We start from the raw sequence: 12,406 nt of genomic DNA, 5'->3' as shown, positions 1-12,406 counted from the left end.
TTTTAATTGCAGTACTGAATATTGATTGCTGATGGAGTCTCGTATAAATACAACTGAGCTCTTTCCCTGGACACCAACCGTAATATCCAATCTGGAGGCTTCCTAAACACCTCTTTTCTTATGTTTTCACACCTGCATCCCTGCTCACCAAATTTGGTAACTAAAACATCCACATTGTTGCATTTTTTCATACCATTCGGGATAATTATTACTTCTACGTTATGGCTTCGCGCCCAGTCATTTGAAAAGGGGGTTAGACCGTTGGGGGTTTCCAGCGGATATATCTCCTCCAAAACCATGCGGTTAAGCCTCTTGATATTTTTCTGGTCGCCAAATAATAAGGTTGAAAATAATTTGCCTCGAACATCCTTTGTTTTATTTGCTAAATCAATTAAATCTGGTGAAAATTTTTTGTTTCTCATTTTTTCGACCACTTTATCGTAGAAATTAGACTCTTCTATAATACCATTGAGCGAATCAACATTGTTTACCTTAACGGGTAATTCGTAATTATCGGCTTGAATCCTGTCGATAAGATCTTTCGAGGCTATCGGTGATTTAAAGTCTTGTTCTGAAAAATTAGTAGCTCCATGCCCAAAACTTTGTACCCCGATTTTTCCGCCTTCATTGTTTTTTGCAATAATCTCAACCACTCTGCGTGGATTATAGTAATAATCCAGAACTTTAACCGCCGCAAGAATACTGCCTTGAGCCAACAATGCGAATATGAGCAATGCTATTTGGATTAACCTCCTATTCGATGTCGGTTTAATAGCATTACCCCAATCCATGAGCCATACAGCCCCAAAACCTGCGAACAAGCTTATAAAAATCATCTGTCCAAGTATGTAGCGTCCCGCAGTCCAGCCTGGCAGTCCGACACTCACCAACTCATAACCCAGAGGGAAAAACAATAAAACAAGGGGTATATAGTTTCTTGATTTCCAAATCTTCCAAATACCCAAAAAAGAGAATAAAGGAGTTATGCCTGCAAATGTACATATGATAATAATAACAGCATGTCCATGGCACCTCACCTGATTTAAAATAAGTTCCCCAAAACTACTAAATCTATCTGACGAAGCAACCGCCGAAGCCTTATATTGAACATATTCCTTAATGGGTGTGATTCCTGCACCAAAAATATTATTCGCCAAAGAAAAGGAAAGTAAGCCAAAGAATATAGCAATACAAAAACCCCATAAAATATATCTTATGTTATGATCACTACGTTTTATTTGCCAAACTCTAAAAAATGCTGCAGGTGCACTCAAAACAAAATAGCCGGACATGCGTTCATGTGTTGAAACAGCAAAAGCCGCAAACATTAGAAAACCGGAAAGCCAGAATACACTTTTTTTGTCATAGGTCCACAGCATTCCAAAGCAGTATAATGACAAAAAAACCCAAAAAATAGAATAGTTTTCAAAGTAGGTCACGCTTGATTGAAACATAAGATTTGCATTCAGTATAACGCTCAGGGCAACAAAAGCAGCGCCCCATTTAGAATTACAAAATCTCAGAAATATATAAAATGAAAGAATGACAATCCCTAATGCAGCTAAAATATTCATTGCTCTTGATATTATTATTAACTCTTCTGCTATTGATGGTATTTTATGTGAAAGTATATTCAAATTATAAGGTGGTAATCCACCTCCTCGAACCCAAATATATGGGACATATGCAAAACTGATAACAATAGAATGGAAAATTGGAACATGACGGCGTGGATTTACCCTTAAAAATCCTTCCGAAATATCATTAAGTTGCATTTCGGGTCCCACCGCATCAATTTCGAGGGCGGTTAGATTGATAGAACTGACATTTGTGTTAATCCCAATGGGATAAACAGCTAATAAAAGGATGATCGCAGGCAATAATAACAATAGCTGCTTCACGTTATTTCTCATCAAGCCGGGATTTCTGTTTTACTTGTTATCAAATTTTATTTGACCCCCCTTGCAAAACAACTCGCGACTGCCTAATTTTTTCGATAGGATCAGAAATTAATTTAACAAGTATGAAGGCTATAATAATTGACATTGCAACAGAAAACTCCCCTATATAGCTTTGATAGCCAAAGCGATCGATAACCAATGAAATGCACGATATAACAAGCATATGGACAATATATATAGGGTACGACAACTCACCGATATGTTTATCAATCTTCCACGATTTAGTTATCTGGAATAATAAAGGTAAGGCAATGCATGCAAAGAAATAAAATAACCAGTTCTTTATATGTGCGTATGAACCAGTGCTAGGTGGTATATATTGCCAGAAAAACACTAAAACAAAAAAAACTATTACAACAAAATAGTTCAGTCGTTGGATTTCTTTTTTTTCAAAAAAGCAAAACAATTTATACGAAATTGTACCTAAAAGGAATAATGCCAGCTCTGAGGGAAAAAATCTATATGTCCAGGGATCATTGGCATATCCTATATAAAAATAAACATAAAATCTCATTAACATGCTGGCAATGATTAAAGTTAATATTGAAATAGTTTTTCTTCTTACAACAAAAGGAGCAATAAGATAAAATAATAGTTCCAGCCCCATCATCCATGCTTGAGGAACTATTAAAAATCGCCACAACTGCGGGTCGGTATTCCTGAAATTGCTAGTAAAAAACATTGTTCCTTTCACAGGGTCTAATCCAAGGAACATAACGACATCTTGTCCAAACACAACTAAATTCGTTACGATTAGAGAAACAAGTGTTCCTGTACTAATTACGTCGTAATAGGTTGCATAGGTATTAAGGATACCCCAATTATTAAATACCGCGTACGAAAGTGTTGATATTATTAGAGTCATTCCAAGGATAACCCAATACATTGGATAAATTCTAAGAAATCTATTTGACAAAAATAACATATAGTTCTCTTTTCCGATATATTTTCTGTTCAGAATTAATGTCATGTAAAAGCCAGATATCATATAAAACAGTTCAACGCTTACAATACCTCCAGTAAACTTAAGCCCAAAAAATGAACCGGAATGTGCTACTACTATTGCCAGCGCCAGAATAATTCTTAGAAAACCCAATGGTACCTCCATCACCGTTAGCTTAAAGCAGCTTTTTCACTTATACCCTTGTCTATTTTCCCCAGAGCTTTTGTCAGCGGTCTCTGGCTCTTTCCCACTTCAGAAAGATTTTCAGCACCGATTCTTCTCCAAACTCCACTGTTCAACTGTAACATTTATTATTGTTGTTAGTTTCAGGCATCGGTTGCCGCGGCTCCCTCTCGCTGCTTTTAGTTTAATCACATATGTCGTTGTCCGGTTTTTTCAGACCAGCTTTGCTTTGAAAGGTAAGATAGACTAAGCCACCCACCAGACTCCATATTAAAAGAAGCGCGTAATAAAGAAGTGAAAAAAGCACTGCTGGTTCTCGTCCCATTCCCGTTTGCTTATCAATAGTGATTATACCCAATATTGTAAACATGGCAACAAAGGCACCCTCTCGAATTCCGTGGCCACCAATGCTGATGGGAAGGCTTATAATAAAAGACACGATAGAAAGGGTAACCAGCATTTGTATGTAGGCGACTTTAAGGTGAATCGCTAATGCAATACAGTAACCTGCACTAAAAACAACAAACCAGATGGCAACGCTACACACCACTGCTTTCAAGGTCTGGCGTACTGAGCTTTTGTGCTGACGAAAAGCCGCCACAAGCGTTTCAATTATGTCCCGTTTAGGTATCTTGTTCCAAAGTTTATGGGGGAAGAATGGCAACTGTTTAAAAGGAACAAACGTGAGGCTTACTGCGCCTCCCAACATGATTCCAAATATAATCAACAAGGCAAAAGCAATATTTCGGGTATCTTGCTGTTGGATTAAAGAACTAAGTTTCCACGATGTTGCGCATAAAGCAATGCATACCAATACAAACAAACCAATCGCTCTATCCATGATTATCGTCATCGCTCCATGGGCCTTTCTTGAAGGGGAATACCTGGAGATGTATAATCCCTTGACAACATCTCCACCCGTTGAACCAAGAAGAAAGGAATTAAAAAACTGCCCAATGAGCGTAAGCGCGACAACAACTTTAAGTGGCAAAAAAATATCCTGTACCCTCAATAGTACCCTCCAGCGAACGCTTGCCACGAGAAAAGATATCCCCAAAAGAAAGCAGGCAATGAATAACCAGAATAGATTACTCTGCATAAATTGCCTGCTCAAAACAGCCCAATTTATTTTGAAACCAATATAGGCAAAAATTGAAATAGTAACAGCGCCCCTGACAATGCCCCAACTCCAGTAACGCTTCTCTGCTTTTTTATTTTCTATTGGCTTATAATTATCGATATGCATTACTTACCGTTGGAAAGAAGACTTTTGTGGTGTTGCCGGATAGTCTTTACTGTTTATCTCCGAACAATAAAGATCGTTATTATTTTTTTGTTAATTTCATAATAAAAAATGAGCTTAAAAGTCGAGGGAATATATTAGCAAGCCACAAATCTATTTTGAATAGGTTTTTATACAAAAATCCGGGTATCGGAAGTTTTCTCGATATTCCCCCTGTTGCCATATAGGATAAGGATGAAAAGTAGGCAACAGATTTAGGTGAAAAATTGTAAATTAAGGATAATCGTGAACTCCAATTTTTGTTTGAAAAAAATATCATATAGGGAATAGCCATATTCGCTGACGACAAAGGCCCCTTTATCTCCTGAAGCAACGGTTCGTCCACCTCAAACACAGATGGTTCATGATGAAGATATCTATAAACCAGTTTTGACAAAGAAGAAAAATATGGTTCAACCATTATAATTTGACCACCTTGCTTAAGCTTTATCGAAGCCTTTGTTAAAAAAGACAGTGGATCCCTTAGATGATGCAGAACATTTATTAATGTAACAATGTCCAAACTTTCATTTGCAATATAATCAAACTCATCTATTTTGTGACAATCCAGCTTATAGTCGAGATATTCCAAATCGATTATATCGCTAGTAATTATATTATTATAAAAAATTTTTAAAGGAGATGTGCCACTACCCACCTCTAGAATTTTCTTGCTCTCAATATCATCAACATCATTAAATTGACGTTCATAAAGTTTTTCATACCAATACAACAAATTTTTGTTATTGAACAGCCTTGTCCTGTTAAATTTGGTCCACGCTTTGTCTTTTTCAAAAATGTTATCGCTATCCACGTCAATATCCCTCAGACAAACCTGATTTTTCGCGCAGCATAAATTAACATTTGAAGCAATATCAATCCATGGGTCCATCTGCTTATATTAGTTGTTCCGTACTTTCTTTCCTTATATGAAATTGGAATTTCCCTAATCTTTAAATTCAATCTTGCAGCTCCAAATATGAGGTCAAAATCTCCAAAAGGGTCAAAATCTCCAAAAAATGTTCTATTAGCTGCAATCCTCTTATAATTTTCTTTTGTCAGGGCTTTAGTGCCGCAAAGCGTATCCTTGAATTTTTGGCCGAGTACGAATGAAAATGCTACTGCAAAAAATTTATTCCCAATTATATTGAAAAATCTCATAGCTTCTTTTTCCATGGGATAGACAAGCCTACTCCCGTTCATAAACTCCCCTTTACCCTCCATAATCCCCTTATAAAACATTGGAAGGGTTTCAGGTGGAACAGTCATGTCTGCATCAAGAATCATTAAAATATCTTTTGAAGCAACCATAAAGCCTTTTCTTACTGCATCACCCTTGCCCTTACCATCTTGTTTGGCTATCTTAATATTCATTTTGTCAGTATATTTTGCGCATACGTTATTAATCACTTCCCAGGTATTATCTATGGAATTTCCTTCCACAAAGATCAGCTCGTCATCTGGCCCCATTTTGGGCAATCGCTTTATTATAGCTTCGATATTGCCAGCCTCATTTCGTGCTGGAACCACTACCGAAACAGATAGTTTATTGTTTTCTCGACGATAAATAGGCCTTGCAACTAAAATATTTACAATACAAAAATTTCTAAAAATAGGTAGTGGGGCAATGTAACGATTAACTAAATTACTGATAAAGGGTACGTAAAACGGGACAATTATTTTGCTTTCGGAGGACACCGTTTCATAATCTGAAAGAATCAGGATATTAGCTATATCATCATGAGTTATCCAGTTTTCTTCCATTGTTTTTAGCCTTAAACCAAGCAATGTAGCAAATTTGAATAATGGTTTCCATAACGTGCTGTAATAAGTAAACACAAGTCTTGTTGATGCATTACATGCCACATGTAGCTTTTCCATAAAGGACTGCAAATCTCTTTCATAATGTATATTGCCATTTAAAAGGATATATTCCGGTAATGCTTGTATTAATGCTTGCAAGTCAGGAATTGTTTCGCAGCCTTCAAAATTGTTGTTTGAAGGTTTGCTAAGGAATAACATCTTAATATTTTTGAAGTAACGACTCAGCATACTGGACTGAGGGTTAATTTCGACAACGGTATTATCTGGTCTAATGTATATCGATATATATCGATATAAAAGACTATAGAAATATGATTTCATAAGCGGAACACGTCCTTCGGGATTTTATTCCCGCGCTTGAAGGTATCTGCAACAATCACTTTGTTGTTGTTCTTTACCGGTGTTTCCACCAGCTGGCTCCCGATAAATCCTCCTCCACCGGTAACAAAGATCCGTTTATTCGTGATCATAATATTATGTCTTTCCATATAATTGCTGATATATTTTTTCTGCTATGCTGTAACTACGATAATTTGCGGCAACAGAGCGGATTTTTTGCCTGATTTCGTCCCGTTTTCCACTGTGAAGCAGGGTGTCTATCTCTTTTACGCTGCAAAGATAATCATTTTCTGTGAATCCTTTCAGTACCGATCCGATTTTGAGTGACTGGATGATGCTTGAATCATCTGAAATATCGGGTGTAATTACTACAGGCAGGCCCATTGCCCAGTATTCCCCGTCTTTTATTGAGGTACCGTAGCGTTTTGAGGGAACCGGCCTCACGGGAGTAAGGGCAAATGAGGCAATGCTCATATAGCCTGAAATTTCCCTGTGGGGAACAAATTTTATCATAAAGATGGATGGATCCAGCGCTGCACGGGTAATGTGTCCCTGCACTTCAGTTTCCGGCGTGGTAGTGAGGAATAGCATGCGCAGTCGGTGGTTCCAGAAGGTATCAGCTACCTTTATAAACTCAAATATTTCCTTATCAAGATAGAGCCCTCCGATTTTTCCGGCATAGATACAGATGATTTTATCTTTCCAGCCAAGGGCTTCAAGCAGATCATGCCGGATGTTGGCGGGGTCAAACTGCGAAAGGTCAACGCACGAAGGTTTTACATAGAATGGAACAGGATTTTTTCCATAATTGGTAAGTGCATAGTCGCGCATGCTTTCTGTTGTTGAAATAAAGGCTTTTGCCCTGCGGGTCTGCCATTTTTCAAGTTTAAAAAGGATCCTGAAGGGAAGGCTGCCGGGTTTCCAGTTGCCATTTTCCACCATAGACTGGGCATGGGGTTCGTAGCTGTCAATAACCAGCGGCCGGAAGGTGAGCAATGAAAGAATGGTTCCCCAGGCACCTGCCGGAGTGCACCAGGCGTGGATGACTGAAATGTGTTTACTGAAGATCAGCAGGGTAAGGCGCAACAGGTACCAGAGGGTGCGGAATAAGGCTTTCCCGCTAAAGAATGTATATTTGTAGCGGAGTATGTGGATGCCTTCGGCTTCATGCAGTTTTTTCTCCTTTTCCCATTCTTCTTCAGTCATCTTCATGGAGTCCTGTTCCTGCGTAAGAACCCATATTTTCCCCTCTGCAGGAATATTTTTGCGGATCATGCGGACAAAGGGGAGCGTATAGCTCTGGATAAGCCCGTCGCGATAGCTCCAGTAGGTCAGTACAAGGATATTTTTTATTTTTTCATTTCTTATCACTACGCCTCCGCTTACAATGGATCACTTTGGATATTTCTCCCGCCATTTTTTTGTATGGGGCTTCTGGGATTTTCTTTGGTGTCTCATATTCAAGATGTTACAAAGTCACCAAACTCGTTAATATATTTTTTATAATTGAAATATTTTCTTCCAACAGCATTTCCTTCTACCCCTATGCCGACTACCCTTTCGTTATTATCAATTGAATAATTCATTTTTTTTTCAAGTTCGGCTACCGTAAAATCGTCAATAAATATTGCGTTTTTATCAGACTCAAAATATAGACCGATATCCCCAACGAAAGTTGTTATTATTGGTTTCGAAAGAGAAACGTATTCAGCAATTTTTTGAGGAAACCGGGCTTGGTCCTGAACGGTAAGCCGAAGAGGAGCCAAAAAAACTGATGCCTGAGAATATTCTGTAAGCAAATCTGACTCTGAAAGATTGCTCTTTATCTCTATGGGGTATTCTAATTGCCTTGCATAATCAGAAAATTTTTGTAGTTTTAATTCATTGCCGTGCAATATCAGAAGCAGTTCAACTTTCACGTTTTTTCTTAACCGGCATATATTTTCATAGGCACCAATGATGGTATCTATTACTTCAGAATACACGACGTTACCGCAGTATAAAAATCTTGTTATTTCATGCTTACTGTCAGTGTTTATCGGGGTATCACAGTTTGATTCATTGAACTCAGTTAACGCTGGCAGCTTAAACACTCTTGATTTATTATTGTATTTAATGGCCTGGGCAATAAGATATGAACTTATACAAACAATTTTTTTGCAATTTTTGAAGGCACAAACAGTAAAATAATGTGAATACATTTTTCTTTTATAAGAAATGTTGTGTGCTAATGGCCATTCTTCGAGATTAAATATTAAGTCAATGATCCCCAACCATTTAAAGAAAAGCAAAAAAGGAAATGGAGTTGAGTTATCATCAAAAATATAATGGATTTTCCCCCATCTAAGTTTTAGATAAATTAAAAAACATGTTACTCTCCATGTGTGTGCCAATTTATAATAAATTTGTTTTATTTTTGAGGACGCTTTTGGATAAACGGATGGTATATAATATTTTATGCCTTTATATTTTCCTACTTTTTTACCAAATAGCTCCGGCTGATAATAAATACTTGAAAGAATAGTCACATTTAAGCCATAAGATTTAAGTGCTTTGGCCATGTAATAACACTTGGTGTTTACTGCGTCAAATGAGTAAGAAATCCCACTTCCCTTGGCGATAATTGCTATCTGCTTGTCTCTCAAGGTTATTGTTCCCTAAAGCTAAGTACAGTCTGTCGAATTATTTGTCTATAAAAGATCACTAAGTGCCTCGCATTTTACGCAGCACATGGACTAAATTATCCTTTTATAAATACCAAGCGTTTCTTCAGCACATTGGCGCCAAGAAAAGCTTTTAAGCCGCTCTTGCCCCAGTATTTTTAACTGTTTTATACGTTCATCTGAATAAACAACACTCTCTATGGCGCGGGTCATATCCTCAATATCATTAGGATCAAAATATTCGGCGGCCTCACCGATAACTTCCGGCATGGAACTGGTATTACTGCTGATGACCGGGCAATTATGGGCCGCTGCCTCAAGAAGCGGAAGGCCAAAGCCTTCGTATAAAGAAGGACAGACAAAAGCGCGTGCCTGTTGGTAATAGAAACTCAGCAAGTCATCGTCTCCGGTTATGTGTTGCACCTGTGAATCGCGAAAACCAAGTTGTTTAATCAATGCTTTCTGGTCCGCCAAAAATCGTCCGGCACCGAAGGCGATAATGTCAAAATCCCTCATCAATTTTGGTGAAGCGGCGATGCTATTTAGAAAACCGGTAAAGTTCTTATAAGCAGCGCGCCCACCGACATAAAGTAAAAATGGACGACCTGTCTTAGGCTTTGCAATGTTCCTTTTTTTTAGTGGCGGGAATTGCTCAAATCCAAGATGCACACATGAGACATTTTCTTCTGGTATGCTAAATAATCTAATTAGATCGCGTCGCGTGCTTTCAGAAATGCAAATCACATGATCTGCACGATTAACTGCAATCCTTTTTATATGTGTTGTTGGATCTCCAGGAGCAAAACTCTCCTTAAAGAGTTCGTGAATCATGTCGTATACAGTAATGACGGTGCAGCTTGTCTCTGGGCCGGATCGATAAGGAGAATAGAAAGTTTCATGCACTATATTCGGCTGCCATTTCTTTATAGCACGCCTTGCAACATGCCTTGCAATGAACCGGCTAATAGGCAGCAATAGACGCTCACCTCTTGGCGGATATCGCTTTAAACCAAATCCCTGAACAATTCCAGACGAAAGATCTTTAACATAATGGTTCTGGTGCAGCGGTGCAAAAATCCGAACATCATGTTCAGATTCAGAAAGTTGCTTGGTTAAGCGAGTAAAATATCGGGATATCCCGCCAAAACGTTGATTGCAGAAAATTTGATGGTCGAAAGCAATGCGCATAAACGGTTACCCCTGCAATATGTCTAACTTTCTAATTTTGTTAATTCGGCGGATATTAGCAAATCCACGAGCTGGGGCAACTTAGTGGTTGCCCGCCAGTTTAATACATGAGCGGCCTTTGATGGGTCTGCTCTACTATAGGCAATGTCAGACGGACGGAAATAGGCAGAATCAATTACAACGTACTTCCGCCAATCAAGATTTACATGGTCGAAAGCTCTCGTAACAAATTCTTCAAGCGTTGCGCTGTAACCGGTAGCAATTACAAAATCATCCGGCTTCTCAGCTTGTAAGATCCGCCACATTGCTTCGACATACTCGGGTGCCCAACCCCAGTCGCGTACGATGTCTATGCGCCCAAGATTCAACTTTTCCCCGGATCCTCTTGAGATGCGGCATGCAGATGACATGATTTTCTTTGTTACAAATCTTGAAGGTCTTAATGGAGATTCATGGTTAAAAAGAATGCCGTTGCAAGCAAATAGGCCATAAGCCTCACGGTAATTGGTTACCAGCCAGTATGCAGAGGCTTTGGCGACACCATAGGGGCTACGTGGACGGAATGGAGTTACTTCGGTTGCCCTTTGTGACCCAACATCTCCAAATGATTCGCTTGAGCTGGAGTTGTACACCTTGACAGGCTTTCCAATAAATCTAATGGCCTCCAACAGATTCAGAATGCCAAAGGAAATACTTTCAATCGTCTCGGCGGGTTGACCAAATGAAAGTCCTACCGAACTTTGGCCAGACAAAAAATAAACCTCATCGGGATCGCTTCGACTTAAGCTGTTAAGCACACTTCTAAAATCTGTTTGTGCCATGGAAAGCAAATTCACCTGATCGTTTATACCCAGCATAGCTAAATTACCAAAATTCGCTACTTGCGCATCCCGAGAGGTACCCCAAACCTGGTATCCTTTTTCAATAAGAAGCTGGGCAAGATACGCACCATCTTGCCCAGACACGCCACATATTAGGGCTCTTTTCACATTCAACTCCGATAAACAGACATTACTTCATTTGCATAGTGACCGTTTGTCAGAAACGGTAGCTTTTTTCTGCAGTCTTTAATTGCTTGTCCCCTCTCTTGGGGGTAAGCATGCCTTAAGCGTATCCAAAAAGAGATGGATGAACAGAATATAAAGATTATTGCTACAAACGTTACAATGAGCAGCAGATGAGAGAAAGAGAACGTCAGAAACACCAGAAGATGGTGGAGACGGCACAACCGACCACAATTGAAAATCTTGTGGCCATGTTATAGGAGGTACTCAAAATAAAAGTCGGTTTCATCAGAGTCATTCATGATGATTCTTAGGACTTAACGTTGTAGTACTAAGCAATTATTTTTCTCGATGAATAATTCTGCACAAAGATTAATTGATCTTTTTATCTTTCATTGCTGGTTTGTTGACACCTTTAGCGTCGCTTTCAAAGAGTATTTTTATCTCATCCGTATAAGGTTTGATATTGCTGATTATATTTTTAATTCTCAGACGCATTTCTTCTTTGTCCGCTTCTGTCATCATGCTCAGTTTATTATCAATCTTGGTAGCAATCTTGGGTAATACTTTTTCAGGCATAGCGACTACCGTCCGAGTTATGGCTTTTTCAAAGGAAGATAGCACAGGAATAAACAAAACTGTGGAGAGGACGACAATAAAAAGAAACACCAACAACATTTTCAAGAGATACTGCCCGATCTCTTGATACTGTTTTTTTCTTATTTTGACACTGGCAGGTTCGTTAACCGTCTCCGCTAAGTTAAATTCAATAATATTTCTGAAATAGTTCTCCTTTTCCTTCAGTAAATTCTCATCTGCTTCTCCTAGACTTCTTCCGCACCCAATGATCGACAGCTCGGGAATAAACAGACAATAGTCCTCATTTTTCTTTCTCAGTACCGCGTCGTAATTCAGACTCATAAAATAATCATAATTTTTTTCTTTACTCATGGCATTACCCCACAGATCATAAGTTATTTATATTCCCGTGCTTTAATGTTTAACAATATGCGTAATGT

The 12,406-nt window shown here is 38.6% G+C and carries 11 protein-coding genes; all 11 read right to left on the bottom strand.

The genetic code is table 11. The annotated features are described in order from the left end of the window. Window positions 1–2 precede the first annotated feature (2 nt). A complete protein-coding gene (locus NTX75_03500; GenBank protein MCX5815294.1) occupies window positions 3–1,901 on the bottom strand; it encodes a phospholipid carrier-dependent glycosyltransferase in 1,899 nt (632 codons plus the stop codon). A gap of 40 nt (window positions 1,902–1,941) precedes the next feature. Further along, entirely contained in the window at window positions 1,942–3,057 is a 1,116-nt protein-coding gene (locus NTX75_03495; protein ID MCX5815293.1) for an acyltransferase, read from the bottom strand. A 214-nt stretch (window positions 3,058–3,271) separates the two neighbouring features. Continuing rightward, window positions 3,272–4,333 (bottom strand): lysylphosphatidylglycerol synthase transmembrane domain-containing protein, encoded by a 1,062-nt coding sequence (locus NTX75_03490; protein ID MCX5815292.1) that lies wholly within the window; start codon window positions 4,331–4,333, stop codon window positions 3,272–3,274. A 79-nt stretch (window positions 4,334–4,412) separates the two neighbouring features. Continuing rightward, a complete protein-coding gene (locus NTX75_03485; GenBank protein MCX5815291.1) occupies window positions 4,413–5,183 on the bottom strand; it encodes a methyltransferase domain-containing protein in 771 nt (256 codons plus the stop codon). Between the two features lie 11 nt (window positions 5,184–5,194). Continuing rightward, a complete protein-coding gene (locus NTX75_03480; GenBank protein ID MCX5815290.1) occupies window positions 5,195–6,514 on the bottom strand; it encodes a glycosyltransferase family 2 protein in 1,320 nt (439 codons plus the stop codon). Then, a complete protein-coding gene (locus NTX75_03475; protein MCX5815289.1) occupies window positions 6,511–6,681 on the bottom strand; it encodes an NAD-dependent epimerase/dehydratase family protein in 171 nt (56 codons plus the stop codon). The genes NTX75_03480 and NTX75_03475 overlap by 4 nt, the downstream gene beginning before the upstream one ends. After that, on the bottom strand, window positions 6,668–7,903 hold the full coding sequence (locus tag NTX75_03470) for a glycosyltransferase (GenBank protein MCX5815288.1): 1,236 nt from the start codon (window positions 7,901–7,903) through the stop codon (window positions 6,668–6,670). The genes NTX75_03475 and NTX75_03470 overlap by 14 nt, the downstream gene beginning before the upstream one ends. An 89-nt stretch (window positions 7,904–7,992) precedes the next feature. Continuing rightward, the gene (locus tag NTX75_03465; protein MCX5815287.1) at window positions 7,993–9,177 is read right to left on the bottom strand and encodes a glycosyltransferase; all 1,185 of its coding nucleotides are present in this window, start codon (window positions 9,175–9,177) and stop codon (window positions 7,993–7,995) included. Window positions 9,178–9,267: 90 nt separating this feature from the next. Next, a complete protein-coding gene (locus tag NTX75_03460) occupies window positions 9,268–10,383 on the bottom strand; it encodes a glycosyltransferase family 1 protein (GenBank protein ID MCX5815286.1) in 1,116 nt (371 codons plus the stop codon). Window positions 10,384–10,406: 23 nt separating this feature from the next. Next, entirely contained in the window at window positions 10,407–11,372 is a 966-nt protein-coding gene (locus NTX75_03455) for a GDP-mannose 4,6-dehydratase (protein ID MCX5815285.1), read from the bottom strand. A 387-nt stretch (window positions 11,373–11,759) separates the two neighbouring features. Then, entirely contained in the window at window positions 11,760–12,338 is a 579-nt protein-coding gene (locus tag NTX75_03450; GenBank protein MCX5815284.1) for a hypothetical protein, read from the bottom strand. Window positions 12,339–12,406: the final 68 nt, after the last annotated feature.

It is taken from the genome of Pseudomonadota bacterium (assembly GCA_026388315.1).
Classification (GTDB): domain Bacteria; phylum Desulfobacterota; class Syntrophorhabdia; order Syntrophorhabdales; family Syntrophorhabdaceae; genus MWEV01.
Note: the sequence above shows the minus strand (reverse complement) of the source record. Positions and strands in the feature narration are given on the sequence as shown.